Source organism: Stutzerimonas xanthomarina DSM 18231 (assembly GCF_900129835.1).
Classification (GTDB): Bacteria; Pseudomonadota; Gammaproteobacteria; order Pseudomonadales; family Pseudomonadaceae; genus Stutzerimonas; species Stutzerimonas xanthomarina.
The window spans coordinates 697,771-724,164 of the sequence record NZ_FQXA01000002.1 but is presented as its reverse complement, the minus strand read 5'-3'; the positions used below and the strand labels follow the sequence as shown (position 1 = coordinate 724,164).

Annotated in this window: 27 protein-coding genes; 11 read left to right on the top strand and 16 right to left on the bottom strand. The window is 59.3% G+C overall.

Annotated features, from left to right (window positions below):
• Nucleotides 1–218 precede the first annotated feature (218 nt).
• Nucleotides 219–560 (top strand): ribonuclease E inhibitor RraB, encoded by a 342-nt coding sequence (locus tag BUE09_RS07600; RefSeq protein ID WP_019339314.1) that lies wholly within the window; start codon nt 219–221, stop codon nt 558–560.
• A 10-nt stretch (nt 561–570) separates the two neighbouring features.
• On the opposite strand, the gene BUE09_RS07595 is transcribed toward BUE09_RS07600, so the two are convergent.
• A complete protein-coding gene (locus BUE09_RS07595; RefSeq protein WP_073300338.1) occupies nt 571–1,527 on the bottom strand; it encodes a LysR family transcriptional regulator in 957 nt (318 codons plus the stop codon).
• 103 nt (nt 1,528–1,630) lie between these two features.
• Between BUE09_RS07595 and BUE09_RS07590 the strand changes: the two genes are divergently transcribed.
• Complete coding sequence (locus BUE09_RS07590; protein WP_073300155.1) at nt 1,631–2,386, top strand: sulfite exporter TauE/SafE family protein; 756 nt, start codon at nt 1,631–1,633, stop codon at nt 2,384–2,386.
• 21 nt (nt 2,387–2,407) lie between these two features.
• Here BUE09_RS07590 and BUE09_RS07585 read toward each other — a convergent pair whose 3' ends face one another.
• Nucleotides 2,408–3,796 carry an MATE family efflux transporter gene (locus BUE09_RS07585; RefSeq protein ID WP_073300154.1) on the bottom strand — a complete coding sequence of 463 codons (1,389 nt, stop codon included), beginning with the start codon at nt 3,794–3,796 and terminating at the stop codon, nt 2,408–2,410.
• Nucleotides 3,797–3,918: 122 nt separating this feature from the next.
• On the opposite strand from BUE09_RS07585, the gene pdxB reads away from it, so the two are divergent.
• The 8 genes from pdxB (at nt 3,919) to BUE09_RS07545 (ending at nt 11,854) form a co-directional block, all read left to right on the top strand.
• Nucleotides 3,919–5,064, top strand: a complete 1,146-nt coding sequence (pdxB, locus tag BUE09_RS07580; protein WP_073300153.1) for a 4-phosphoerythronate dehydrogenase PdxB — start codon at nt 3,919–3,921, stop codon at nt 5,062–5,064.
• Between the two features lie 112 nt (nt 5,065–5,176).
• On the top strand, nt 5,177–7,261 hold the full coding sequence (dnaX, locus tag BUE09_RS07575; protein ID WP_073300151.1) for a DNA polymerase III subunit gamma/tau: 2,085 nt from the start codon (nt 5,177–5,179) through the stop codon (nt 7,259–7,261).
• Between the two features lie 15 nt (nt 7,262–7,276).
• A complete protein-coding gene (locus BUE09_RS07570) occupies nt 7,277–7,603 on the top strand; it encodes a YbaB/EbfC family nucleoid-associated protein (protein WP_019339308.1) in 327 nt (108 codons plus the stop codon).
• A 145-nt stretch (nt 7,604–7,748) separates the two neighbouring features.
• Nucleotides 7,749–8,348, top strand: a complete 600-nt coding sequence (gene recR / locus BUE09_RS07565; RefSeq protein WP_073300149.1) for a recombination mediator RecR — start codon at nt 7,749–7,751, stop codon at nt 8,346–8,348.
• Nucleotides 8,349–8,536: 188 nt separating this feature from the next.
• Nucleotides 8,537–9,526 carry an ABC transporter substrate-binding protein gene (locus BUE09_RS07560; RefSeq protein WP_073300147.1) on the top strand — a complete coding sequence of 330 codons (990 nt, stop codon included), beginning with the start codon at nt 8,537–8,539 and terminating at the stop codon, nt 9,524–9,526.
• Between the two features lie 94 nt (nt 9,527–9,620).
• Nucleotides 9,621–10,364 (top strand): ABC transporter ATP-binding protein, encoded by a 744-nt coding sequence (locus tag BUE09_RS07555; RefSeq protein WP_073300145.1) that lies wholly within the window; start codon nt 9,621–9,623, stop codon nt 10,362–10,364.
• Nucleotides 10,364–11,137 (top strand): ABC transporter permease, encoded by a 774-nt coding sequence (locus BUE09_RS07550; protein WP_073300143.1) that lies wholly within the window; start codon nt 10,364–10,366, stop codon nt 11,135–11,137. Before BUE09_RS07555 ends, BUE09_RS07550 begins: the two co-directional genes overlap by 1 nt.
• Before the next feature lie 9 nt (nt 11,138–11,146).
• Nucleotides 11,147–11,854, top strand: coding sequence for a type 2 periplasmic-binding domain-containing protein (locus BUE09_RS07545; protein ID WP_083380726.1), 708 nt, complete (start codon nt 11,147–11,149; stop codon nt 11,852–11,854).
• Between the two features lie 22 nt (nt 11,855–11,876).
• On the opposite strand, the gene BUE09_RS07540 is transcribed toward BUE09_RS07545, so the two are convergent.
• The 4 genes from BUE09_RS07540 to hemN form a co-directional block, all read right to left on the bottom strand.
• The gene (locus BUE09_RS07540; RefSeq protein ID WP_073300141.1) at nt 11,877–12,494 is read right to left on the bottom strand and encodes an SCO family protein; all 618 of its coding nucleotides are present in this window, start codon (nt 12,492–12,494) and stop codon (nt 11,877–11,879) included.
• Nucleotides 12,495–12,496: 2 nt separating this feature from the next.
• Nucleotides 12,497–13,045: an adenine phosphoribosyltransferase gene (locus tag BUE09_RS07535; protein WP_019339301.1), complete on the bottom strand. Its 549-nt coding sequence runs from the start codon at nt 13,043–13,045 to the stop codon at nt 12,497–12,499.
• Nucleotides 13,046–13,055: 10 nt separating this feature from the next.
• On the bottom strand, nt 13,056–13,790 hold the full coding sequence (fnr, locus tag BUE09_RS07530) for a fumarate/nitrate reduction transcriptional regulator Fnr (protein WP_019339300.1): 735 nt from the start codon (nt 13,788–13,790) through the stop codon (nt 13,056–13,058).
• Nucleotides 13,791–13,895: 105 nt separating this feature from the next.
• Nucleotides 13,896–15,278 carry an oxygen-independent coproporphyrinogen III oxidase gene (gene hemN, locus BUE09_RS07525; RefSeq protein ID WP_073300140.1) on the bottom strand — a complete coding sequence of 461 codons (1,383 nt, stop codon included), beginning with the start codon at nt 15,276–15,278 and terminating at the stop codon, nt 13,896–13,898.
• 193 nt (nt 15,279–15,471) lie between these two features.
• On the opposite strand from hemN, the gene nadE reads away from it, so the two are divergent.
• The gene (nadE, locus tag BUE09_RS07520) at nt 15,472–16,299 is read left to right on the top strand and encodes an ammonia-dependent NAD(+) synthetase (RefSeq protein WP_073300138.1); all 828 of its coding nucleotides are present in this window, start codon (nt 15,472–15,474) and stop codon (nt 16,297–16,299) included.
• 70 nt (nt 16,300–16,369) lie between these two features.
• Here nadE and BUE09_RS07515 read toward each other — a convergent pair whose 3' ends face one another.
• The 10 genes from BUE09_RS07515 to ccoP (BUE09_RS07470) form a co-directional block, all read right to left on the bottom strand.
• Nucleotides 16,370–17,104, bottom strand: coding sequence for a sulfite exporter TauE/SafE family protein (locus BUE09_RS07515; RefSeq protein WP_073300136.1), 735 nt, complete (start codon nt 17,102–17,104; stop codon nt 16,370–16,372).
• On the bottom strand, nt 17,097–17,306 hold the full coding sequence (ccoS, locus tag BUE09_RS07510; RefSeq protein WP_073300134.1) for a cbb3-type cytochrome oxidase assembly protein CcoS: 210 nt from the start codon (nt 17,304–17,306) through the stop codon (nt 17,097–17,099). The genes BUE09_RS07515 and ccoS overlap by 8 nt, the downstream gene beginning before the upstream one ends.
• A gap of 81 nt (nt 17,307–17,387) precedes the next feature.
• Nucleotides 17,388–19,817: a heavy metal translocating P-type ATPase gene (locus tag BUE09_RS07505; protein ID WP_073300132.1), complete on the bottom strand. Its 2,430-nt coding sequence runs from the start codon at nt 19,815–19,817 to the stop codon at nt 17,388–17,390.
• 7 nt (nt 19,818–19,824) lie between these two features.
• The gene (locus BUE09_RS07500; protein WP_073300130.1) at nt 19,825–20,328 is read right to left on the bottom strand and encodes a FixH family protein; all 504 of its coding nucleotides are present in this window, start codon (nt 20,326–20,328) and stop codon (nt 19,825–19,827) included.
• An 11-nt stretch (nt 20,329–20,339) separates the two neighbouring features.
• Nucleotides 20,340–21,752, bottom strand: coding sequence for a cytochrome c oxidase accessory protein CcoG (gene ccoG / locus BUE09_RS07495; protein ID WP_073300128.1), 1,413 nt, complete (start codon nt 21,750–21,752; stop codon nt 20,340–20,342).
• A gap of 135 nt (nt 21,753–21,887) precedes the next feature.
• Complete coding sequence (gene ccoP, locus BUE09_RS07490; protein ID WP_073300111.1) at nt 21,888–22,805, bottom strand: cytochrome-c oxidase, cbb3-type subunit III; 918 nt, start codon at nt 22,803–22,805, stop codon at nt 21,888–21,890.
• Nucleotides 22,806–22,988 (bottom strand): CcoQ/FixQ family Cbb3-type cytochrome c oxidase assembly chaperone, encoded by a 183-nt coding sequence (locus BUE09_RS07485; RefSeq protein WP_019339290.1) that lies wholly within the window; start codon nt 22,986–22,988, stop codon nt 22,806–22,808.
• A gap of 6 nt (nt 22,989–22,994) precedes the next feature.
• Nucleotides 22,995–23,606, bottom strand: coding sequence for a cytochrome-c oxidase, cbb3-type subunit II (gene ccoO, locus BUE09_RS07480; protein ID WP_019339289.1), 612 nt, complete (start codon nt 23,604–23,606; stop codon nt 22,995–22,997).
• A 12-nt stretch (nt 23,607–23,618) separates the two neighbouring features.
• Nucleotides 23,619–25,046, bottom strand: a complete 1,428-nt coding sequence (ccoN, locus tag BUE09_RS07475; RefSeq protein WP_073300109.1) for a cytochrome-c oxidase, cbb3-type subunit I — start codon at nt 25,044–25,046, stop codon at nt 23,619–23,621.
• Between the two features lie 344 nt (nt 25,047–25,390).
• A complete protein-coding gene (gene ccoP / locus BUE09_RS07470; RefSeq protein WP_073300107.1) occupies nt 25,391–26,326 on the bottom strand; it encodes a cytochrome-c oxidase, cbb3-type subunit III in 936 nt (311 codons plus the stop codon).
• Nucleotides 26,327–26,394: the final 68 nt, after the last annotated feature.

Sequence of the window (26,394 nt, the reverse complement as noted above, 5' to 3'; positions counted from 1 at the left end):
TCTATGTCACGGTGGTCGCTTGGTGGCATAGGCCGCTGGGCCGTCAATCGCTTGATCGAACTCCCAGCCGTTGCCGAGGCCTATTGGAAACTCTGCACGATTTCTCTTCCCGATCAATCAGGCAACTCCCGACCGGCGCTGTCCGGTCGTTGCGCAACGAGGTAGACAAGGGCTTTCCATTCCTGAATCGTCATCCATGAGTGAGAGGAGGTTGTTTTATGAGTGCCACCTTCCATGAGGATGTAAGCAGCAATGTACTTCTGAGGATGAAGGAGGGCGGTTTCGACTTTGCCCGCGTTCATCCAATCGAGTTCTACGCTGTATTTCCCGACCGTGAACGTGCCAGTGCCGCGGCCAGTAATTTCCGTGGCGAGTGCGTCAACACACAAATAGCACCCCGCGACGATGGCGCCTGGGATCTCCAGGTCAGCAAAGTCATGTACGCCACGTTCGATGGCATCGGCGACTTCGAGCAGGACCTGGAGAACCTGGTCGAGCCGCTAGGTGGTGTACTGGATGGATGGGGCGTGACCCAGGAGCTTTCTGGGTGCGCTGTCTGACGTAGATGCGTCAAGCAAAGGCAAGTCCGCTTTGCAGTGCCTGGTCCCATGGCGGGACCGGGCCGAAGCGACCCTTCAAGAACTCCAGCAATAATCGACTGCGTGAATCGGCTTCCCGGGTGAGGCGCAAGGCATAAATCCCGCTAGGTTCAGGGTCTGGCAGACCATGCTCACAGAACAGCGGCAGCAGATCGCCACGCAGTAACTGGTCGCTGATCAACCAGGTTGGCAGATGGGCGATACCCAGTCCCGCCAGCGTAGCGGTAAGCAACGCCTCTGCGTTGTTCGTCACCATACGCAGACGCTTCGGCCTTAGCAGTTGTCGTTTGCCCTCATGCTCGAATCGCCATGCGTGGGGGGGCGCCAGCGCGTCCCAGTCCAGCCCGTCATGTGTCGGCAATTCCGCTACGGTTTGCGGTACGCCTCGCCGCTGCAGGTAGCTAGGGCTTGCACAAACGATGCGCATCATCGGCGCCAGTGGCGTGGCAACGAGGCGCGTGTCGGCAAGCGGGCCGATACGTAGCACCAGATCGACCTCTCCCAGATGGTCTCCCTGCATATCGACAAAACTGTCGATCAGACGCAGCTGGATATCCACTCCAGGGTAAGCCTGTAAAAAATCAGCAAGAGCCGGGGCCAGATGTCTGCGTCCGAAAGGTGCTGGGGCATCAATACGGATACGGCCTTCCGGTGCGCTTTGTAGCGACGTCATCTCGGCCCGTGCCAGCTGCAATTCCTGAACGATGCGTCTGGCGCGCTCGGCAAACGCCTGTCCGGCGGCTGTTGGCTTGATCGCATGACTGCTGCGACTGACAAGTTGGCAACCAAGCGAACGCTCCAACGCGTCCACGCGTCGCGAAACAGACGAGGGCGCGAGTGCATGCAAACGACCCGCCGCAGAGAAGCTGCCCGTATCGATTACATCGAGGAAAAGCTTGAATTGATCGGTGAGCGCGGTGGCATCCATGGTATTTGCTTCGCTTTGCAGATTACGCAAAGCCATTGTGCATTCTCGTGCATATGCCTACCAGAGCACGCTGGGTAGCATTGCGGCTTTCATAGGAGGCGTCATGGACCTGGTCGACTTCGTTTTGAATGTGCTGTTGGGTTTGACGCTGGGAGCATTGGGTGGCCTGTTTGGCATAGGTGGAGGGCTGATAGCGATTCCGGTATTGGGTGTGCTGTTCGATCTGGATCAACAGGTCGCTCAGGGCACCGCCTTGATCATGGTTGTGCCAAACGTGCTGCTCGCCATCTGGCGCTACCACCAACGCAATCGCATCGACGTTCGCCATGCGGCAGCGTTGGGCATTACCAGTTTCTGCTTCGCCATTGCCGGCGCCGCATTCGCCGTATCGCTGGATGCTGAGCGCATGCGCATTGCCTTTGTCGGTTTTCTCGTCGCTTTGGCTGTCCACACATTGTCACGGGTGTTCTTCCGGCCGCCATCCGGTGGGACCGAATTGCGCCATCCCTGGCCGTGGTTAGGCGTGCTGGGCGCTGGCGCCGGCGGGCTGGGCGGCTTGTTTGGCGTGGGAGGTGCGGTGCTTGCTACGCCGATACTCACAGCGGTATTCGGAACATCACAGGTTGTGGCGCAGGGCCTTTCACTGTCATTGGCTGCGCCAAGCACCGCCGTTACGCTGGTCACTTACGCTACTCATGGCCAGGTGGATTGGATGCTGGGATTGCCGCTTGCGATAGGCGGATTGATCAGTATCAGTCTCGGCGTGAAGTTGGCGCATGCGCTCCCGGAGCGGATGTTGCGTCTGCTATTCAGCGGCTTCCTGCTGCTGAGTGCTGCCATGCTGGCCATGGAGGTCTGAACAACCTGTACCGAGTAATCGTCAGGCTGTCGCCTGGTTTGGCCCTCGACGAATTTCGCGACGGGCGCTGCGCACCAGGCGAATGGTCAGCAGTAACGCGGCGCAGCTCAGGCCTGCGATCAGGCCCTGCCAGAGCCCTGCCGGCCCGCTGGGTTCGCCGAAACTATCGGTAAGGCCGAGCAGGTAACCCACCGGCAGGCCGATGCCCCAATAGGCGAAAAGCGTGAATATCATCGTCATGCGCGTGTCCTGGTAGCCGCGCAATGCGCCTGCTGCGGTGACTTGAACCACGTCCGAAAACTGAAATAGTGCGGCGTAGAAAAACAGGCTGGCAGCTACGGCGATCACGGCCGGGTCTGTCGTATAAATCCGTGCGATCTGCTCACTGAACAACAGCATGCTACCCGCCGAGAAACAGGCGTAGACCAGACTCGATAGAACTCCCAAGCCGGCAACGAAGCGCGCATCACGCGGTGCGCCTCGTCCCAGCGCCTGGCCGACGCGGATGGTGATGGCCATGCCCAATGACAGTGGAATCATGAAGATCAGCGAGGTGAAGTTCAGCGCGATCTGATGCCCAGCCACCACGGTCGCGCCGAGGCCGCCGATCAGAAGCGCGATGACCGAAAAAATGCTGGCCTCTGCGAACACCGCAACACCAATCGGTACACCGACCGATAGCAAGCGGCTCAGTACCGACCACTTTGGCCAGTCGAAATGGCTAAACAACTGGCTTGGCTGGTAATACTCGGCGCGACGCACCCAGAACAGCATCGCCAGCAGCATGAAAACCATGACCACCGCGGTAGCCCAGCCACAGCCGACGCCGCCCATGGCGGGCAGACCCAACTTGCCATAGATAAAGATGTAATTGAGCGGAATGTTCAGCATCAGCGCGAGAATACCGACCACCATGCTGGGCCGGGTGTGACCAAGCCCATCGCTGTAACAACGCAGCACCTGATACAGAGCCACTGCGGGAAAGCCGCAGGCGACTGCACGCAAATAGGCCATGGTTGGGTCGATGAGGGCCGGTTCGACCTCCATCAGATGCAGTACCGGTTCTGCGTTCCACATCAACAGTGCGAAAAACGACCCTACGCCGAGCCCCATCCATAACGCCTGGCGAACCAGTGGTCCGATTCGTTCGTGCTGATCTCGGCCGAAGTGCTGTGCGACATTCGGGGTGGTCGCCAGGATGACACCTGTTACAAGGAGAAATACCGGCACCCAGATCGAGTTGCCCAAGGCTACTGCCGCGAGGTCTTCTGGGCTGACGCGGCCGGCCATCAGGGTGTCGACAAAGCCCATGGCGGTGTTTGCCAGTTGAGCAATCATCATCGGCAGGGCGAGGGCGAAGAGGGTGCGCAGTTCAACGCGAACCCGTCTGAGTCTCAGCTCAGTGGGCATTGCAGATTATCCGGATTGTATACAGGAAGGCCGACTAGTCTACGCCGCCAACGGCACGCGCGGGAAGCCAGCAGAGCGGCTCGGCGCGGTCTAGAATGGGAAACCACTGACGGAGCCTGACGATGCGTATCCTTGCCGATGAAAACATTCCCTTGGTCGACGCCTTTTTCGCTGAGTTTGGCGAGATACGCCGCATGCCAGGAAGAAGCATTAACAGGGCCGCACTCGAGCAGGCCGACGTGCTTCTGGTTCGGTCAGTCACACGGGTTGACCGCGAGCTGCTCAAAGGGAGTGCAGTCCGTTTCGTGGGGACCTGCACAATCGGCACCGACCACCTCGACCTCGATTATTTCGAAGAGGCTGGAATCAGGTGGGCCAGCGCACCCGGTTGCAACGCTCGGGGCGTCGTTGATTATGTGCTCGGCAGTCTTCTGGCTCTGGCCGAAGGTGAGGGTGTCGAGCTGGCCGATCGCCGTTATGGCGTAGTCGGCGCCGGTGAGGTTGGCGGCAGGCTGGTAGAGGTCCTGCGTGGTCTGGGCTGGGATGTACGTGTCTGTGATCCGCCGCGCCAGGCACGTGAAGTGGGTGAGTTCGTCACGCTGGACGAAATATTGACCGAGTGCGGTGTCATCAGCCTGCATACCCCGTTAACGCTGGAAGGCGAGCACTCGACGTTTCACCTGTTGGACCGGTCCCGTCTGGAGCAGCTGCGGCCAGGTGCCTGGCTGATCAATGCCGCGCGTGGTGCCGTAGTCGACAATGCCGCCTTGCGCGCGCAGCTGGCCAGGCGGACAGATATCCAGGCTGTGCTCGATGTCTGGGAGGGAGAGCCGCAGGTCGATGTCGAGCTGGCCGAGTTGTGCTGGATCGCGACCCCGCATATCGCCGGCTATAGCCTGGACGGGAAATTACGCGGAACGGCGCAAATCTATCAGGCGTTTTGTGCGAGCAGGGGGCTGGAGCCAAAGGTCGACCTGGCGGAGCTGATGCCACCCACGTCGCTGCGAGGCCTGGTCTTCGACGTATCCGCGGGGCCCGCTGAGCTGTTGGCAACAATCTGTCGGGCGGTTTACGACCCGCGGCGTGATGACGCCGCGTTTCGCCGTCATCTGAGCGGCGACGAGGCCCAGCGCCGAGTCGGCTTCGATCAGCTGCGCAAGCAGTACCCGCCGCGTCGTGAAATAGACGGCTTGCAGATCGAGATCACCGGCGCTCAACCGCAGCTTGAGCAAATCGTGCAAGCCTTGGGCGCAACCTTGAAATGCTGACCGAGTGATGGCGATCACCGAGAGCGTCGATCAGGCCGGTGTCAGGCTGGATGCAATTTGCAGCCTGCTCCGCTAGCATTACCCGTCCTCTGCTTTATCCCGCGATGGTGTTATGAGTTATCAGGTTCTAGCCCGCAAATGGCGTCCGCGCTCGTTCCGCGAAATGGTCGGCCAGACGCACGTGCTCAAGGCTCTGATCAACGCACTGGACAGCCAGCGCCTGCACCATGCCTATCTGTTCACAGGTACCCGTGGAGTCGGCAAGACCACCATCGCGCGGATCATCGCCAAGTGTCTCAATTGCGAGACGGGTATCAGTTCCACGCCTTGCGGAGAATGCTCGGTTTGCCGCGAAATCGATGAGGGCCGGTTCGTCGACCTGATCGAAGTGGACGCCGCGAGCCGCACCAAGGTCGAAGACACCCGCGAGCTGCTGGATAACGTGCAGTACGCCCCCAGCCGTGGGCGCTACAAGGTCTACCTGATCGACGAAGTGCACATGCTCTCGTCGCACTCGTTCAACGCATTGCTCAAGACGCTTGAAGAGCCACCGCCTCACGTCAAGTTTTTGCTGGCTACCACCGATCCGCAGAAGCTGCCGGTGACCATCCTGTCCCGCTGCCTGCAGTTCTCGCTTAAGAACATGCCGCCCGAGCGCGTAGTCGAGCACCTGACCCATGTGCTCGGCGTCGAGCAGGTCCCGTTCGAGGAAGATGCGCTCTGGTTGCTCGGCCGCGCCGCAGATGGCTCGATGCGTGATGCCATGAGCCTCACCGATCAGGCGATCTCCTTTGGTGAAGGTAAAGTGCTCGTGGCCGATGTTCGCAGCATGCTGGGCACTCTGGATCACGGTCAGGTCTATGGCGTGCTGCAGGCGCTGCTGGAAGGCGACGCCCGCGCGCTGCTCGAAGGGGTGCGTCATCTGGCAGAACAGGGCCCCGATTGGGGAGGCGTGCTTGCCGAAATGCTTAATGTTCTGCACCGCGTCGCTGTCGCTCAGGCGTTGCCGGATGCAGTGGACAACGGTCAGGGCGATCGTGATCGCGTGCTGGCACTGGCCCAGGCGTTACCTGCCGAGGATGTACAGTTTTATTACCAGATGGGCCTGATCGGCCGGCGTGATCTGCCGTTGGCCCCCGATCCGCGAAGCGGTTTCGAGATGGTTCTGTTGCGTATGCTCGCGTTTCGGCCTGCCGACGATGAAGGTGCGCCGCGAACGCCACTAAAGACATTAGGAGTCAGTCCGGCCACGACTGATTCCAGCACAACGAACGTGGCCGGTTCAGCAGTCCCGGCTGCTCCGGTTCGCGATCCGGTTGCGGCGCCGGTGGCTTCGGCGCAGCCGACTCCGGCAGTCTCCGCAAATGCGCACCGGTCGAACTCTGCGTCCGCTCCGGCGGATGTGATTGCCGAACAGACGGCAGCGCCTGCGCCCGCTGCGAGCGTTTCATCGCTGGAAACGGTGGCAGTCCTAAGTGCTGTGCATGATTCTGCTGTGCCCGAGCCTGCAAAAGCTGAACCCACGCCCCCGGTGGTTGACCTGCCTTGGAATGAGCCACCTGACACGCCGCCAGTAGCAGTGGAGAGCGGGGCGCTAAAGCAAAAGACCGAGCCTCTGGACGAGCCAGCGCATCACGCTGCGGTGGTTGAGGTCAACGAGCCGGACGATGATGAGCCGCCGCTCACTGACGAAGACTACTTCGAAGTCGAAACCCAGGCCGAGGCCTACCTTGGCGGGCTTGACGATTTTGCGATCGATCCGCAACCGTCCGAGCCGACTCTTGCAGTCGAGCCGGCAACCGGGTTGGCCGCGGAGTGGCTGGATATTTATCTGAAGCTGGGGCTGGGCGGCCTGACCGGTAGCATCGCAGCAAATTGCACGTTGATCGCTGTGGAAGATGACCGCTGGCTCATGCACCTGGACCCAACGCAAAGTGCGCTGTTCAACGCCACTCAGCATCGGCGTCTGAACGATGCGCTGAACCAATACCACGGGCGTACCTTGCAGCTGGACATCGAGTTGCAGGCACCGCAGCAGGAAACGCCGGCACAGGCTGCTGCGCGGCGCCGTGGCGAGCGTCAGCGGGCAGCCGAGCAATCGATCCAGGCAGATCCTGTGGTCCAACAGTTGATGCAACAGTTCGCTGCCGTCATTCGCGACGGTACTATCGAACCCGTAGAACACTCCGAACCCTGATCCGAGGTAATCCCCATGATGAAAGGTGGCATGGCCGGCCTGATGAAGCAGGCGCAGCAGATGCAGGAAAAGATGCAGAAAATGCAGGAGGAACTTGCCAACGCAGAGGTGACCGGCCAGTCCGGTGCTGGCTTGGTGAGCGTTGTGATGAATGGTCGGCACGACGTCAAACGTGTCAGCCTTGATGACAGCCTGATGCAGGAAGACAAGGAAATTCTTGAGGACCTGATAGCCGCTGCGGTAAATGACGCAGTGCGAAAGATCGAACAGAACAGCAAGGAAAAAATGTCCGGCATGACCGACGGTATGCAGTTGCCACCGGGTTTCAAAATGCCTTTCTGATGGAGCTCGGGTGCCGTTCCAGGCATCTAGCCAGCGCGGTCTACCGGCGCCGTGAGAGACGCTCTAGCGAAGCGAAATCACGGCTCGGTCCTTGACGCCGCTTTCTGTAAAAACAGCCCCCATTGCTTCTCAATCTGGTGAGCCCATGTCTTTCAGCCCGCTTATTCGCCAACTCATCGATGCATTGCGCATTCTCCCAGGCGTAGGGCAAAAAACCGCCCAGCGCATGGCTTTGCAGATGCTTGAGCGTGATCGCAGCGGTGGGCAGAGATTGGCTCAGGCACTTGCGCGTGCAATGGACGAGGTGGGCTATTGCCGTCAGTGCCGCACGTTGTGCGAAGAAGAACTCTGCCCGCAGTGCGCTGATCCGAGGCGGGACGATACCTTGCTCTGTATTGTGCAGAGCCCGGTGGATGTGTTCGCCGTAGAGCAGACTGGATTCCGGGGTCGCTACTTCGTGCTCAAGGGGCACCTTTCTCCCCTTGATGGCCTGGGGCCGGAGGCCATAGGCATTCCCGAATTGCTCGGGCGAGTGGCTGAGGGTAGTTTCAGCGAGGCGATACTGGCCACAAACCCCACTGTCGAAGGCGAGGCTACTGCGCATTACATTGCCCAACTGTTGATTCCGAAAGGGCTAACGCTCAGCCGCATCGCGCACGGTGTGCCGCTTGGCGGAGAGCTAGATCTTGTCGATGGGGGCACGCTTGCCCACGCACTGGCCGGTCGGAAGACGATCACGCTCTGACTCGTCGAAGACGTTGTGCGAGGGCCGTAAGCTTATAACTTCTGGTTTAATGCTTATGGCGCTTAGGTAGTGCCGCGCAGCCAAGACTTCATGTAAAGTTCTAAGCCATACCCCGCTAATAACCAGAAGAACTTAATGGCTTTCGCTTGGTTATATGTATGGCGCTGCCTATCTACATGAGGTCGACAATGAAGGCAAAACACTGGTTGGTTCCCGCACTGCTGCTGCTGAGCGCTTTTGCGCAGGCGCAGGAAAAATTCAAAGTCGGCTATATCCGTGTGATGGATGATGCTCAGGCGATGGTTGCCCACGAGGGCGGCTTCTATAAGAAACACGGCCTCGACGTCGAGCTGGTTGAGTTCAGTTCCGGTACGGATCTGATCAAGGCAATCATTGGCGGCCAGTTGGACACCGGAGTTTTGGGCTTCACCAACGCGGTTGCCTGGGCATCCAAGGGCGCTGATCTGAAGGTTGTCGGCGGTGCTCAGCAAGGCTATCACTCTATCGTGGCCCGCGAAGGGACCGGCATCGAGAAGGTCGCTGACCTGAAAGGCAAGATTCTCGCGTCGCAGAAGGAAGGTAGTACTGCCGATGCGGTATTGCGTGGCGTCACCTTGAAAGCTGCCGGTTTGGCACCCAGCGACGTCAATATCATGGGCACCAGCCCGGCCGTCGCCGTCCAGTCCCTCGTCTCAGGGCGCACCGATGCGGCGTTTCTTTTCGAACCCTATGATCGGATCGCCCAGCTCGTGGCACCGGTTAAGCAGATCTATGAGATTGGCGAGGTCTGGCCATTCCCTTGCATGGTGGTGATTACTGCCGGGGAAACCCTGGAAAAGCGCAAGGAGGCGGTTTGGAAATCACTTGATGCCCAGCGTGATGCAATCGAGTTGCTGGAGAATCAACCAGCAGAAGCAGCCAAGCTGATCGCCGATTATTTTATTGCCGAACCGACGTTGAAGACGCTCAATCGTGGCGAGCTGCCCCGTGAAGTCGTGATTGAAGAGGCCATCGCCACTCAAACCTTCGGCGCCAAGCTTGGCAGTGATGATCTGGCGCGTATCCAGGAACTGGCCGATATCCTCCAGGAGCTCGGCTCGCTCAAGACGCGCGATGGCAAACCATTCGATACCAGCAGTCTTCTCGACCTGTCCTGGCAGCAAGCACGCGAGCTCTAGGCGGCGGCAGATCGTTCCACACTGCCCGGCCACGGCGCCGGGCAGTGTCATTTAGCCCGCCGACCGGGCAGTTTTTTGAGGTCTTCAAAGCGATATGCAACTCAGGTTTGAAGAAGTAGACAAGCATTTTGGCCAGCTGGAGGTCATCAAGGGCTTCAGCGGCGAGTTCGCCCAGGGCGAGCTGGTCGCTCTGGTAGGGCCGTCCGGTTGCGGGAAATCGACGTTACTGCATCTGGTTGCCGGACTTGAAAAACCTACCGCAGGGCGAGTCCTCGCCGATGGCGAGAAGATTCCAGGGCCGAGCCCCCGGCGCACTCTGGTTTTTCAGGAGCACGCGCTGTACCCCTGGCTTTCGTTACAGGCCAATGTGGCCATGGCCCTTGAACTGCAAGGAGTCGCCAAGACCGATGCCTTCGAACAGGCAAGGGTCTGGCTCGCTCGGGTCAGCCTGGACGGTTTCGAACATTACTATCCGCATCAGGTGTCGGGCGGTATGCGGCAGCGCACGGCCTTGGCGCGTGCGTTTATTGCCAAGCCGGAAGTGTTGCTGCTCGATGAGCCTTTCGGGGCGCTTGATGCGCTTACCCGTATGGCATTGCAGGACGTCCTGCGTGAGTTGATCGACGAGCATCAGCCGACCGTGCTGCTGGTCACCCATGATGTTGATGAAGCGTTGTATCTGGCCGATCACGTGCTGGTGTTCAGCGGACGTCCAGCCAGGGTGCTGAAGACATTCAATTTCATCCATTGCGAGAAAAGCCACGATCTTTCCGAGTTCGCTGCGGAGCGGCGTGAAATCCTTCGCTTGTTGGGTATCAAGACGGAGGTAGGGCACTGATGAGCCAGGGACGTCGTCTGACCGGTCCGAAGAAATACCTTGCCGTGGTGTTGGCAATTTTGTTCATTCTGCTGATCTGGCAGATCGCTGCGTGGAGTCTTCCTGCGTTTTTGATGCCGGGTATTCCCGTGGTTTTTGAGCGGTTGTTGACCACTGTTTATGAGCCTGAGTTTCGCGAAGGGCTTTACGGCAGCATGAGCCGGCTGGGGAGTGGTTACAGCTTCGCAATGCTGTTTGGGATCGGCTTCGGATTGCTGGGCGGGGTGCTGTTCTTCTTTCGCGAGATCCTGCGTTCGGCCATCGTGATTCTTCAGTCAATCCCGTCGATTGCCTGGGTGCCGCTGTTTCTGATCGTGATGGGTTTCGGTAACCTGCCAATCATCGTAGTGGTCGCGCTGGCAGCATTCTTCCCGATGGCGTTGTCGGTCATGAACGCCACCGAAAGCGTGCAGCCGGTCCAGGTTGCGGCTGCTCGGGTAATGGGCGCATCGCGCTGGCAACTGGTGCGGCGCGTCTATCTACCTGCCGTGATGCCCGAACTGATTACCGGTGCGCAACTTGCCTTCGGCAATGCGTGGCGAGCGCTGATCTCCGCAGAAATGCTGATCGGCTTCGGTCAGGGGCTGGGGCGCTCGCTTGCCTACTCCGGCGAAATCGCCGACATGGCCGGTGTAATGATGAATATTCTGGTCATCGCTATCCTCGCGACGTTAATCGATCAGGTTGTTCTCGAGAAATTCAAGCAGCGGATGCTGCGTTATCAGTACGTTTGAGAGGGCCCCGTGAAAAAAGGCCTGTTGCGGTTCGCGCTTACGCTGATGCTGCCGGTTGGCATCCAGGCTGCGACACTCGAGGCTGTTCCGGTTGACACTTATCGTCCACTCAAGGCAGCGGAGGCCGAGTCACTCGGAGAGGGTTTCGAGGCCGCTTGGCTGGCCCGTTTGGGCGAAGCCTTGGGTAGCGATATTTCGCTCCTTGATGCGCCGGAAAAGGGGCAGCTTCGCTTCGGTAAGCTTGGTTCCGGCGCGGCTTATTATTCCAGCGAAATCGGGGCCCTGGCAGCAAGCAAAGCAGGGCCGGCCGACTGGGCTGGCCTTGCCGGCAAGCCATTCTGCGTCACAACAGGAAGCCCGCATGCAGAACTGATAGCGGCCCGCTTCGGTGGTGTCGCTCGAATCTATTCCAGCGCGGCACAGGCGCTGATCGGGCTGAAACTCGGTGAGTGCCAAGCGGTTGTGGGCGAGCGGGTCTTACTGCAGCAAATCGCCGAACTGCCTGAATGGCGTCGCTATGATCGATTGCTGCCAGCACTGGAATATCCGCGACTGACATTGCGGGTCACGACAGCCGATGCGGCGTTGCAACAGCGAATCGAGCAAATCGTCGCCAGCCCGGAAGGGCAGGATGCGCTGGCTGAGGTTACGCAACACTGGATCGACGAAGTCGCGTTCCAGGCATATGTGCTCGCCGATACGCTTGATTGTCACTAGGACATTTGTGCAGCAAACCGCATCATCTAGCTTCGATTAGCTGAGGCAAGGCGTTGCGTAGCCCCTCCAGTTTCAAAGGGGCCCGGATATGCCCGCGCAATGTCCCATCGGGAGCGACGATAGCGAGATTACCACTGTGGCTAACCTCGTAGTCGCCCTTCGTGTTCGCAGTCGCTACGAAAGGCAGGCCAAGGGCTTTAGACATTTCCTGCAACGCTGGGAGTTCGCCAGTCAACCCTTTGAAGCCTGACCGGTAATAACTCAGGTAGGTGCGCAGCGCCTCAGGCGTGTCGCGTGCAGGGTCCGCGGTGATCAAGACGACTTGCAGCTGGTCACGCACCGCGGGTGGTAGCTGACTAAGTAGACGGCGCATGTCGCTCAGCGTTGTTGGACAGACATCCGGGCACGCAATGAACCCGAAAAACAACAGATGCCAGCGATCACGTAATGCATCAGTGGTAAAAGTCTGGCCTTGTTCATCAACGAGTTCGACGGCAGGCAGTTGCCGCTCCCGCGGAAACACCAACAGGTTCGCCTCATCAAGCAGCGCTTTGCGGTCGAATGCAAAAGACGCTGAACAGAACGCGAGGAGGCAGAGCAGCGCTCCGCAGCGCACGGCCGAGCCCCGTCTGGCGCTCAACTCTAGCGCTCGTTCAGTTCGAATGCAGTCAGTGTGAAGGTAGGAATGCCCATGTCCTGCAACTTGCGTGAACCTCCGAGTTCAGGAAGGTCGATAATCGCAGCGGCCTCATGAATCTGCGCGCCCATGCGGCGAACCAGTTGAGCCGCTGCGACCAGCGTACCGCCGGTGGCAATCAGATCATCCAGCAACAATACCGAATCGCCTTCGCAGAGGCTGTCCGCGTGCACTTCGAGGTAGGCCTCACCGTACTCGGTGCTATAAGACGCGGCCAACACATCGGCTGGAAGCTTGCCTTTCTTGCGGAACAGAATTAGCGGTCGATTCAGTTCATAGGCGATGATCGAGCCGATGATGAAACCGCGGGCGTCCAGCGCACCGACATGGCTGAAACCGCTTTCGACATAACGCTGTATCAGGCTGTCAGCCACCATGCGAAGTGCTTTCGGCGACTGTAGTAGCGGAGTGATGTCGCGGAAGATCACGCCAGCTTTCGGAAAATCCGGAACCGGTCGGATTAAGGTCTTGATCGAGAATTCGTCGAAAATCATGCGAGCTCCGTTAGGCGTCCATGTTTCCGCCCGCCAGGGCGCACAAGCGAATGGAATCGAGGATCCGCACCTCCTTACCCTCGGCTTCCAGCAGGCCACTCGCCTGGCAGCGCGTGAATACCCGCGAGACGGTTTCGACCGCAAGACCCAGATAGTTGCCGATCTCGTTACGTGACATGGGCAGCCGGAACTGATTAGCCGAGAAGCCGCGCGCACTGAATCGGGCCGACAGGTTGATGAGGAAGGTTGCTATCCGCTCGTCGGCGGTCTTTTTCGACAGCAACATCATCATCTGCTGATCATCGCGGATCTCGCGGCTCATGATGCGCATCAGCTGACGGCGCAGCTGTGGCAGCAGCACGCTGAGCTCATCGAGGCGGTCGAAGGGAATTTCACATACTGAGGTGGTCTCAAGCGCCTGGGCTGATACCGGGTAGGTTTCGGTGTCCATACCTGACAGGCCCACCAGCTCGCTCGGCAGGTGGAAGCCGGTGATCTGCTCCTCGCCGGCATCCGTGACGCTAAAGGTGCGCAGAGCACCGGAGCGGATGGCGAATACGGAACTGAACGCATCACCCTGGCGGAACAGGGTCTCGCCTTTCTTCAAGGGGCGTCCGCGCTTGACGATATCGTCCAGCGATTGCATGTCCTGCATGTTCAACGAAAGCGGCAGGCAGAGGCCGGAGAGGCTGCAATCTTTGCAATTAGCCTGCGGCTGCTTGCGAACCTTGATGAGCTCGGACATTGCGAGATCCTGAAAAACCGTACGATGCGCAAGATTAACTCAGGCAGGCACCTTAGGCCAATTGGTCCAAGGGTCGCAGTTGGGGGCTTCGGCTCGAGCGGTCACTCACATAGCTTGAGGAAATCGCGAGGCGGGGCGGGGCGGCAAGCAGTGGTCGAACTGCATACACACCGCATAAGCGAGCAGCCGTCCGACCGGCAAAATAGTCATCGCGTCCGCGTTCAGCTGAATCAACCCATCGGCAGCCATCTGCTCGAGAGCGGGCCAGGTTTGCTGGAAATAGGTCTTGAAGCTGACCCCGAAAATGCTTTCGATCTCGTCGAAACGTAGTTCCGAATCGCAGAGCAGCGCTTGGATGGTGTAGCGTCGGATCTGATCGTCCTGGTTGCATCGCAGACCACGGATAGTGGCGAGCTGGCCTTGTCCCAGTGACTGTTGGTAGAGGGTGATGTCGTTGTTGTTCTGGCAGTACATATCGCCGATCTGGCTGATCGCTGAAACGCCGAGGCCAACCAGGTCGCAATGCCCATGAGTCGTATAGCCATGAAAGCTGCGTTGAAGAGCCCCGTCTTCCTGGGCAATAGCGAGCTCATCGTCAGGCAGGGCGAAAAGATCCATACCGATATAGCGATAGCCGGCGCGCGTCAGCTGCTCCACGCTGTGCTGCAGCATCGCAAGCTTGCCCGCTCGGGTTGGTAGCTCTGCCGCGTTGATCTTGCGCTGCGCCATGTACCGTTCGGGTTGATGTGTATAGCCGGAAACCGACACACGCTCCGGCTGCAGCGCAATCACAGTGGCGATCGTGTTTGCAAAGCGTTCGGGGGTTTGCCGTGGTAATCCGTAGGTCAGATCGATCTGTATCGAACGGAACTGCAGGGTTCGTGCAGCCTCGATAACCGTCTGGGTCTGTTGTAGCGTCTGCCTGCGGTTGATTGCGTGCTGCACATCCGGGTCCAGGTCCGGCATGCCTATGCTGATGCGGTTGAAGCCAAGCTCACGCAACAGGCCCATTGTCGGCCAGTCCGCTTCGCGCGGGTCGATATCGATGCTGAAATCGCCTTGATCGTCGTTCTGCAGGTTGAAGCGCTTACGCAAATGACTCATTAAGCCACGTAGCTCGGTATGCCCGAGAAAGGTCGGCGTGCCGCCACCGAAATGTAGTTGCTCTACCACCTGATTCTGGCTGAGGTGGCAGCCGATCAGCTCGATTTCCTTTTCCAAGAGTGCCAGGTATGGCAGCGCACGCCCGCGGTCTTTGCAGATGACCTTATTGCGCTGGCAGTGATAGCAGACGTCTGTACAGAATGGCAGGTGAACGTACAGAGACAGTGGTCTGGCCGCTTGACGGCTGCCCCGTAGCGCATGCAGCAGATCGAACGAACCCACGTTGCTGTTGAACTGATAGGGCGTCGGATAGAGGGTATAGCGCGGCCCATCCTGATCGTAACGATGAATCAGGTCGGCATCCCAACGAATGGCGTCGAGCATCTTACGGTCTCGGGTTGACTGCGGTGCCAGGATTCTAGGGCGGGTGACATTGCATAGACTTGACCTGTATCAAGCGAGTCCAGACCCTGCCACCGAGTCCGGGGCCGACGGTACGCAGAGGAGATTTATTGGCTGAATTATGGTCGGATTAGCTACTGCCATTTTCTAACCTATCCATTGCAAGGAAAAACCCATGCATCATCGTCAGCAAGAAATCGCTGCTGCACTTAACGTTTGCGCCCCTTTTGATGGGCCGGCAGCGATACAGGCCGAGATCGACCGGCGAATCGCTTTCATTCAAAACTGCCTGCGCGAGTCCGGACTCAAGACACTGGTGCTGGGAATTAGCGGAGGAGTCGATTCGACCGCCGCCGGGTTGCTCGCGCAGCGCGCAGTCGAAGGTATGCGCCAAGCCGGGGAGGGCGACGACTACCGATTCATTGCGGTCCGGTTGCCCTATCAAGTTCAGCATGACGAAGACGAAGCGCAGCTTGCGGTCGATTCGATCAATCCGGACGAGTGCCACACGGTCAACATCGGCGCCGCGGTGCAGGGCTTGACGCGAGCGACCGAGGCGCTTGAAGACTTGACGCCGGAGAAGCGTGATTTCGTGATCGGCAACACCAAGGCGCGGATGCGCATGGTCGTGCAATACACCATTGCAAACGCGCGGCAGGGGCTGGTGATCGGAACCGACCATGCCGCCGAAGCGGTTATGGGGTTCTTTACCAAGTTTGGCGACGGGGCTTGCGACCTGACGCCGCTGGCCGGCTTGGTCAAGCATCAGGTCCGTGAGTTAGCTGCTGCGTTAGGGGCACCTGAGCAGCTGGTGAAGAAAATCCCTACTGCCGATCTTGAAGAGCTGTCACCTGGCAAGCCGGACGAAGATGCTCATGGTGTGAGCTATCAGAATATCGACGCCTTTCTGCAAGGTCGCACGGTTCCAGACGAGGCGGCTCGCATCATTATCGACACGTACGACAAGTCGGCGCACAAGCGTCAGCTGCCGAAAGAGCCCTGAGCCAAATCTCGGCGATGCTAGGCGCGGTGCGGCATGCCAGCACTTCGGCTGGCTCCCGGTCAGTGACGTTTCAATGATGAATGTGAGCGGGCGCTTGCTGCGCGGATGCAGTGCCTGCATGGTCATGACCCATCAGCCATTGCTGATGAGGACCTGGAAGAGTCCAAAGGCCGAAGAGGATTACCGTGACACCGCCGACCATTCGCACGCCGCGTTTACGAAGCACTGCGGTAATTCGTTCGGCGGCCAGGCCGGTCGCCAGAAGCACCGGCCAGGTACCGATACCGAACGCGAACATCAGCAGGGCGCTGTCCAGTGCATCGCCCTGACTGGCCGCCCACAGCAACGTGCTGTAGACCAAGCCACACGGCAGCCAACCCCATAAAGCGCCAAGCAGCAGCGCTCGTGGCACGCTCTTGACGGGCATCAGCCTGCTTGCGAACGGTTGGATGTGCCGCCACAGCCCTCTTCCGATCGCTTCGACACGCGTCAGACCCGCCCACCAGCCCGCCAGATACAAACCCATGCTGATCAGCAGAAGCGCGGCGGCAATCCGCAACGCGATGGCGGCAGGGCTGTTAGCAACGGCCCAGCCGGCCAGGCCGATGAGCAATCCAGCACTGGCATAGCTGAGGACCCGTCCCAGGTTATAAGCCACGAGCAGGCGCAGGCGTTTGCCACGTTGTTCAGCCGGAATAGCCATGGTCAGCGCGCCCATCAAACCACCACACATACCCAGGCAGTGACCTCCGCCAAGCAGGCCGAGCACCAACGCCGATACCAGCAGAGGCAACAGCTCATTCACCTTCGGATTTTCCTGGGTGGCGACTTTTGTCTGCCTGCGCAATGCCTGCCCTGTGCTTGGGGTCTTCTTCGTCGAAAAGAATGCTGTGGGCCGGGCCGTCCAGGTCATCGTACTGGCCACTGTCGACAGCCCAGAAAAAGACCCAGATGGCCAACGCGACCAGAACCACGGCGACCGGAATCAGGATGTAAAGTGCGGCCAAAAGAGCCTCCAGAAGTGGTGGGTAACGGCAAGCCTGGGTAGGCGCGCTGTCTATGCTACGCCAGTCGGAGAAGACCGCCAGTCAGGGCAGACTGGCGGGTTGCTGCTGATCAGGCACTCGGCTCAGCCGCAATGCATTGAGCACCACCAGCAGCGAGCTGGCAGACATGCCCAGTGCGGCCCATAGCGGTGTTACCCAGCCGATCGCAGCAAACGGCAGGATCAAGCCGTTGTACAGGCTCGCCCAGGTCAGGTTCTCAATGATGATATAGCGGCTGCGGCGCGCCACGCTGAATGCCTGCACCAAACTGTCGAGACGATTGCTGAGCAGAACGGCGTCAGCGCTGGTCTTGGCAAGATCGGTCGCTGAACCCATGGCCACGCTGATGTCGGCGGCCGCGAGGACCGGCGCATCGTTGACGCCGTCGCCAAGCATCAGCACGCGATGGCCTTTGGCTTGCAGATGCTGCAGGTGAGTGAGCTTGTCGATTGGGGTCATGCCAGCGTGCGCATCCTTGATGCCAAGCTGTAGAGCGATCTCGCCTAACATTGGCGAGCTGTCGCCCGACAACAGGACCGTATTCCAGCCACGGGATTTGCACGCCTGAAGCAAAGCCGGCGCGTCATCGCGCAGGCGGTCGTTAAGCACCAGCCACGCCAGAGGCCCTTGAGTGTCGCCTAACAGCAACCATTGGCCCTCATTACCGGGTATCTCCGGCGCCGCGCCGGCATAGCCAGTCGCGACGAAATCGGGTTGACCGATACGCAGAATACGCTCCCCAACCGATCCTTGGAGGCCAAGGCCGGGAAAGCTGCTGACGGCATCGGCTGCTTGAGGCGCGCGACCGAATGCTCTGGCTATCGGGTGCTCGGAGCGGCTTTCCAGGGCGGCGGCCAGCTCCAGGCAGGCATCGGCATCCAGCTCCGCCAGTGGTCGAACCTCGCTCAGCGTCAGACGACCTTCGGTCAGGGTTCCGGTCTTGTCGAAAATCACCGTGTCGATGTGATTGAGGCCCTCCAGTACATGCCCCCGCGTAAGCAGCAGGCCCAGTTTGTGCAGCGTGCCTGTGGCTGTGGTCAAAGCCGTCGGTGTAGCCAAGGACAACGCGCAGGGACAGGTGGCTACCAGCAGGGCAAGAACGATCCAGAATGCGCGCTGCGGGTCGATCTGCCACCAGACGATGCCAACCACAGCGGAAGTCAGCAGTACGATCACCAGGAACCACTGCGAAACACGGTCGGCCAGCTCGGCCAGGCGCGGCTTGTCGGACTGGGCACGCTCGAGCAGGCCGACAATCGCGGAAAGCCGAGTGTTGTCGCCCAGCGCTTGAACCTCGATGACCAAGGCGCCTTCTACGTTGAGAGTACCGGCAGTGACGGTGTCGCCAACGATCCGAGCCTGCGGCAGGTATTCTCCGGTGAGAACCGATTCGTCAACGCTTGACTGTCCACTGAGGATGCGACCATCGGCTGGAATCAGCGCGCCGGGTTGAATCAGCACCTGATCGCCGAGCTGCAACTCTCGAAGCAGAATTCGTGAAGTCCGGCCGTCCTCGGCCAATTTCAGGCAGGAAGCCGGTAGCAGATTGACCAACTGTGCGGTCGCCGCGGCGGTTCGCTCCCGCGCACGGCGCTCGAGAAAACGCCCAGCCAGAAGAAACAAGGCGAACATGCCGACGGCATCGAAATACAGCTCGCCCTGGCCGGTGACTGTCGACCATATGCCGGCAACATAGGCGCCACCGATCGCCAGCGAAACAGAAACGTCCATGGTCAGATGACGAGTGCGTAGGTCACGCAGCGCACCTTTGAAGAAGTCAGTGCAGCAATAGAAAACGATCGGCGTGGTCAGCAGCAGAGCAGTCCAGCGAAGGATGCTGGCCATACCGGGTGAGAGGTCGATGTTGAACTCGGGCCACGTCGCCATCGTTGCCATCATCACCTGCATCCAGAGCAAGCCGGCTACGCCCAGCTGGCGCATACTGCGGCGGTTCTCTTGAGCAAGCCGTTCCGCAGCCTGGTCCGCTTGGTACGGGTGGGCCGCGTAACCGACGCGACGAAGCTCTGCGAGCAGTTCGCTCAGCGGCAGCGAGGCATCATTCCAGCGGACCCGCAGGCGGTGGTTCGATAAGTTCAGGCTGGCCTCGGAAACCGCGTCCAGCCGGCGCAGGTGTTTCTCGATCAGCCAGCCGCAAGCAGCACAACTGATGCCTTCGATCATCAGAGAAGTGTCGGCTAACTCACCTTCATGACGTACAAATGGCGCTTGCACATCTCTGCGATCGTAGAGTTCCAGCTCTTCGGTGAGCGCTTGCGGAAGCGTGTCAGGATTGATTGAAGCATCGCTGCGATGCGAATAGTAGCTTTCCAGGCCGCCCAGGACGATTGCCTCCGCGACCGCCTGACAACCCGGACAGCACAGCGCCCGCTGCTCGTTCAGCACGCGGGCGTGGTAAGCACTGCCAGCAGGAACCGGCAGCCCGCAGTGGTAGCAAGGAACGGGGCTTGCCATCGTCCGATCAATAGCTCAGGTTGATAGGCTGACCGCTAGCGATGTCCTTTTCTTCGAACAATCGCCACTCCTGATCGCCCTCACGGCCAAGCAGCTCGACGAAACGCCTTCCCGTGACGGGCTCCTGCATCTGTCCCTGATAGAAACCATCGCCCTGAGGCTGAAGAACGATACGACGATCGCGTTCTGGCTGCGTAGGGGAGAGCAGGTTGAGTATTACTTGTTGTGGTTGGCTCGCACCGCTCAGCTGGACCTCGGCGAGTCCACGTTCGTCGTTGAGGTTGAGTTGCGCCTGCATTTGCAGGCGCTCGGCGAGGTTTTCGCGTTCCAGTGACTGGTTTATGCCCTTACCGGCGTCGTAATAGTTGTCGGAGACGAGGGTGTCGGCATTGCGAATCGCGATCGTCAGCATCGAGGTACCGAGGATGACCGACATCAGCAGGATGCCGATCACGAACCAGGCCCAGAACTGCGTGTACCAACGTGTGCTTTCGTGGTCGGAATTGCTCATGTACTACCTGTTTAGCGAATGCTTGGGCCGATGAAACGGCTATCAGCTTCATCTTTGATTGAGGAATCATCCGCCGACCTGACGTGGAAGATGATTTCGTTGGTGCTCGAAGGTAGCTGCTCTGGCGCAACTGAGAGTTCCACTGGAACGGTGACCAGCTCACCTGCTTCGGCACGAATCTGGTTGCGTCCTTCGTATTGCAAGCCTTCAAGGCCAACGGCCTCAATGATGAAGGTCTGCTCAGTTTGGGCCTTGTTCATTACCTTGAGGGTATAAACGTTTTCAATCCGCCCTTGCTCATTCTCTCGGTAGAGCACGCGGTCCTTGAGTACGTCGAGCTTAACTAGCGCGCGGTCCGAGACGGCATAGGCGAACACGCCCATCATCGCCGTCAGCGCAACGGCATAGCCAATCAGGCGCGGCCGCACCAGATGGGTTTTTTGTCCGGACAGGTTGTGCTCGGTGGTGTAGCTGATCAGCCCGCGGGGATAGTTCATCTTGTCCATGATGGTGTCGCAGGCGTCAATGCAGGCGGCGCACCCGATACATTCAATCTGCAGTCCGTCGCGGATGTCGATGCCGGTGGGGCATACCTGCACGCACATGGTGCAGTCGATGCAGTCTCCCAGGCCCATCGCTTTGTAGTCGGCATCCTTTTTCCGCGGACCACGACGTTCGCCGCGGCGTGGATCGTAGGAGACGATTAGGGTGTCCTTGTCGAACATCACGCTCTGAAAACGAGCGTACGGGCACATGTAGATGCATACCTGCTCGCGCAAGTAGCCCGCGTTGCCGTAAGTCGCAAGGGTGAAGAATCCCACCCAGAACAACGCCCAGCCGCCTACCTGAAGGGTCACGAGATCAGGTACCAGGTCCCTGATCGGTGTGAAGTAGCCGACAAAAGTAATACCGATCGCTAGAGAAACTGCCAGCCAGATTGAGTGCTTGGCTGCCTTGCGCAAGAACTTGTTGGCACTCATGGGCGCCTTGTCGAGCTTCATGCGCTGGTTCCGGTCACCCTCTGTGACCTTCTCAGCCCACATGAAGACCCAGGTAAACACGCTCTGGGGACAGGTATAGCCACACCAGACGCGACCGGCGAAAACGGTGATGAAGAACAGGCCGAATGCGCAAATGATCAACAGTGCAGAAAGCAGGATGAAGTCTTGCGGCCAGAAGGTGGCGCCGAAGATGTAGAACTTGCGCTCTGGCAAGTCCCACCAGACCGCTTGCCGCCCGTTCCAGGTCAGCCACACGGTGCCGAAGTAAAGCACGAAAAGCAGTGCGCCACCTACGAGTCGCAAGTTGCGAAACAAGCCGCTGAAGGCTCGGGTGTAGATCTTTTCGCGCGCGGCGTAGAGGTCGCCCGATGCGTCGGGCTTGGCGGGAGGTGTTACGTTGCGGACGGGGATCTGCTCAGTCATCAAATGCGTACCACGGCGGAGGGTGAGTGTCCCGGCCGATACATGTCGGCCGGGATCTTTTGCTTACCTGCTGCGAATGGTACGCCCCGTCAGTCGGACAAAGGTGCGACCTTGAGTCGCGCCAGGCCTGATGAATCAGTCCTCCGACTTTTGCGAGAGGCTATACACATACGCTGCCAGCAGGTGCACCTTATCGTTGCCAAGAATGTGTTCCTGGGCAGGCATCCGGCCATTCCGACCGTAGCGCAGGGTCTGCTGAATCTGTCCAAAACTCGAGCCGTACAGCCAGACGTTGTCGGTCAGATCAGGGGCGCCCATCGCCTGAGTGCCTTTGCCTGCAGGCCCATGACAAGCTACACAGTTGGCTGCGAAGATTTTTTGACCCTGCTCAATGTCGACGTTGATACCCTCTGGGGTATCGCGGCCGGACAGGCTGCGAACGTAGCCGGCTACATTGCGAATGCCGTCTTCGCCAATCACGTCACGCCATGCGGGCATGGCTGCCTGCCGGCCTCCCATGATGGTGGTTTTGATGGTTTCAGGCGCGCCGCCCCATAGCCAGTCGTCGTCGGTCAGGTTAGGGAAGCCGTAAGCACCCTTGGCATCCGAACCATGGCAAACCGAGCAGTTGGAGGCGAACAGGCGGCCACCCATTTTCAGCGCTTGCGGATCCTGAGCAACCTGCTCAACGGGCAACGCCGCGAACTTGGCATAGAGCGGACCATACTGCTCACTAGCCTTGTCCATTTCGCGCTGCCATTCCTTCACCTGCGTCCAGCCGCCTTCGTAACCTGGCATCACGCCTTTCCAGTTGCCCAGGCCGGGGTACAGCACGAGATAGCCAAGGGCAAAGATCACAGTGGCAACGAACAGCATGAACCACCAGCGCGGAAGCGGGTTGTCGTATTCCTCGATACCGTCATACGAATGGCCGACGGTTTCTTCGGTGCTGTCGTGGCGTTGTCCCTTGCGAGTTGCGAGCAGCAGCCAGACCAGGGCGGCAATGGTCCCCAGGCTCAGCAGGGTGATGTACCAACTCCAAAACGAGGTCATTTATTTCTTACTCCTGGAAGCTTCTTCATCACGCTTCTTGGCGTCGGGCTCGTCTGCGAAAGGCAGATTCGCTGCTTCGTCGAAGCTTTTCTTGCGCTTGCTGCTATAAGCCCAGAGCACGACGCCAATAAATGCGACGAAAACAAGAATGGTGCCCAGGCCGCGAAGAGTCCCGATATCCATGGTGCGTTACCGTTTGTTGGTGAGTGCGGTGCCAAGTACTTGCAAATAGGCGACGAGGGCATCCATTTCGGATTTGCCCTTGACCGCATCCTTGGCACCGGCGATGTCTTCTTCGGTGTAAGGCACGCCAACGCTGCGCAGTGCAACCATCTTGTCGGCGGTGTCCTTGCCGTCGAGGCTATGCTCGACCAGCCAAGGGTAGGACGGCATTTTCGATTCCGGGACTACGTTGCGCGGGTTGTAGAGGTGCGCACGGTGCCAGTCATCGGAGTAACGGCCGCCGACGCGGGCCAGATCCGGACCGGTACGCTTTGAGCCCCACAGGAAGGGGTGGTCGTAGACGCTTTCACCCGCAACGGAGTAGTGGCCGTAGCGCTCGGTTTCAGCGCGGAACGGACGGATCATCTGCGAATGACAACCGACGCACCCTTCGCGGATGTAGATGTCGCGGCCTTCCAGCTGCAGCGCGGTGTAAGGCTTCATGCCTTCCACAGGCTCATTGACCACGTCCTGGAAGAACAGCGGAACGATCTGGGTCAGACCACCGATGCTCACCGCCAGGATCATGAACAGCGTCAGCAGGCCGACGTTCTTTTCGAGTATTTCGTGATTCTTCATTTATACGTTCCCTCAGGCGATCTGCGCGGCGGCTTCGAACTCAGCCGCCTTGGCGGCACGCACAGTGCGCCAGGTGTTGTAAGCCATCAGCAACATGCCGGTCAGGAAGAACACACCACCGAGCCAACGGACGATGAAGCCCGGGTGGCTGGCCTCCAGCGCCTCGACGAAGGAGTAGGTGAGCGTGCCGTCTTCGTTGATTGCACGCCACATCAGACCCTGGGTGATGCCGTTGACCCACATCGAGGCGATGTAGAGCACGGTGCCGATAGTCGCGAGCCAGAAGTGAGCGTTGATCAGACCGATGCTGTGCATCTGCTCGCGAGCAAAAACCTTCGGGATCAGGTGGTACATGGAGCCGATGGTGATCATCGCTACCCAGCCGAGGGCGCCGGCATGCACGTGGCCGATGGTCCAGTCGGTGTAGTGGGAGAGCGCGTTAACGGTCTTGATCGCCATCATCGGACCTTCGAAGGTCGACATGCCATAGAACGCCAGGGATACCACCAGGAAGCGCAGGATCGGGTCGGTGCGCAGCTTATGCCAGGCCCCCGAAAGGGTCATCATGCCGTTGATCATGCCGCCCCAGCTTGGCGCCAGCAGGATAATGGACATGACCATGCCCAGGCTTTGTGCCCACTCCGGCAGTGCCGTGTAGTGCAAATGGTGCGGGCCGGCCCAGATATAGAGGGTGATCAATGCCCAGAAATGCACAATGGAGAGACGGTAAGAGTAAACCGGCCGGCCAGCCTGCTTGGGTACGAAGTAATACATCATCCCGAGGAAGCCGGTGGTCAGGAAGAAGCCCACGGCGTTGTGGCCATACCACCACTGCACCATCGCGTCGGTCGCACCCGAGTAGATCGAGTACGACTTGAACCAGGTTACCGGCACTTCAAGGTTGTTGACGATGTGCAGCATCGCCGTCACCAGAATGAAGCCGCCAAAGAACCAGTTGCCGACATAAATATGCGCAGCCTTACGCTTCATGATGGTGCCGAAGAACACCACTGCGTAGCTGACCCATACGAGCGTAATCAGGATATCGATCGGCCATTCCAGCTCGGCGTATTCCTTGGAGCTGGTGAAGCCCTGCGGCAGTGTGATCACAGCCAGAACCAGGACTGCCTGCCAACCCCAGAAGGTGAACGCGGCGAGGCCATCGGAAAACAGGCGTGCCTGCGAGGTCCGCTGAACAACGTAGAAGGACGTAGCCATCAGCGCACAGCCGCCGAACGCGAAAATCACCGCGTTGGTGTGCAGTGGGCGCAAACGACCAAAGCTGGTCCAGGGCAGGTCGAAGTTAAGTTCAGGCCACACGAGCTGTGCGGCGATGAATACTCCCAGACCCATTCCGATAATTCCCCACACCACCGTCATGATGGCGAATTGGCGAACCACCTTATAGTTATATGCAGTCTCACTTATTGCTGTGCTCATGCAAGGCTTCCACGCTAATGGCATTTCAAGGGGGCAAAAACGGCGGCAAGTATGGAGAAAGGAGGGGGGCAATGCAATCAAGGCCCAGGCCGTCTCATGTCGTTCAGACCCTGATTTCAAGCGTTTTCCATGCTTTTTGCAGGGTCGTTTAACACACCATGCCGATGTGTTGAATCGAGGGCTTCGCCTGCTAGTTCCGCGCGACTTCGGCGAGTAGCAAGCAATATTAGAGCAGCTGGAGGGGGGAGCAAATGGAGGTCGGTCGGGCGGTCTGCGACAGAGCGTCGCAGCCACCATAAAATTGATCGGAGACAGGGTGATACGGTGTATCGCCCTGTAGGGCCTTACTGCTTGGCCACGCGTTCTGGCTGCTGCGAAAGGCTATAAACGTAGGCCGCCAGGAGGTGCACTTTGTCATTGCCCAGGTACTGCTCCTGTGCAGGCATCTGCCCGTTGCGGCCGTGACGGATGGTCTGCTGCAGCTGAGGTAGAGAGGAGCCGTAGATCCAGCCAGCTGAACTGGTCAGCTTCGGTGCACCCATCGCCGGCATGCCTTCACCGCTCGCCCCATGACAGACCGAGCAGGTTTGCGCATACACCTGACCACCGGCCGCCGTGTCCGCCTCAGTCCCTTCGGGTAGCGGTAGGCCAGCCAGATCGTTACGGACATAGGCAGCAACGTTCTTCACGCCTGCTTCGCCGATGACCTGGCCCCAGGCTGGCATCGCTGCAACGCGGCCATGAAGGATGGACGTCTTGATGGTTTCGGCATCTCCGCCCCAGCGCCATTCACTGTCCGCCAGATTCGGGAAACCGACCGCGCCCTTGGCGTCCGATCCGTGGCAAACGGAGCAGTAGTTGGCGAACAGGCGACCGCCGATCTTCAGCGCCCGCTCGTCCTGCGCGACTTGCGCCACGCTCATCGCCGAATATTTGGCGAAGATAGGACCGAATTTCGCGTCAGCCTGATCAACTTCACGCTGCCACTGCTTGTCCTGCGTCCAGCCATCGTCATAGCCCGGCATCACGCCTTTCCAGTTACCCAGGCCTGGATACAGCACCAGATAGAAAATGCCGAACACCAGCGTGCCGATGAACAGCATGAACCACCACCGAGGCAGCGGATTGTCGTATTCCTCGATACCGTCGAAGGAATGTCCCATGGTCTTGTCGGTCGTGCCTGCAGATTCGCCCTTGCGGGTGGCGAAGATCAGCCAGAACAGAGCGACAATGGTGCCCAGCGTGAGCAGGGCGATGTATCCACTCCAGAAAGCGTTCATCTGTTACTCCTGGGCCGCCCGAACGCTCGAGCTGCCCGCGATGTTGGTTCCCTGACGGCTGCCCTGCA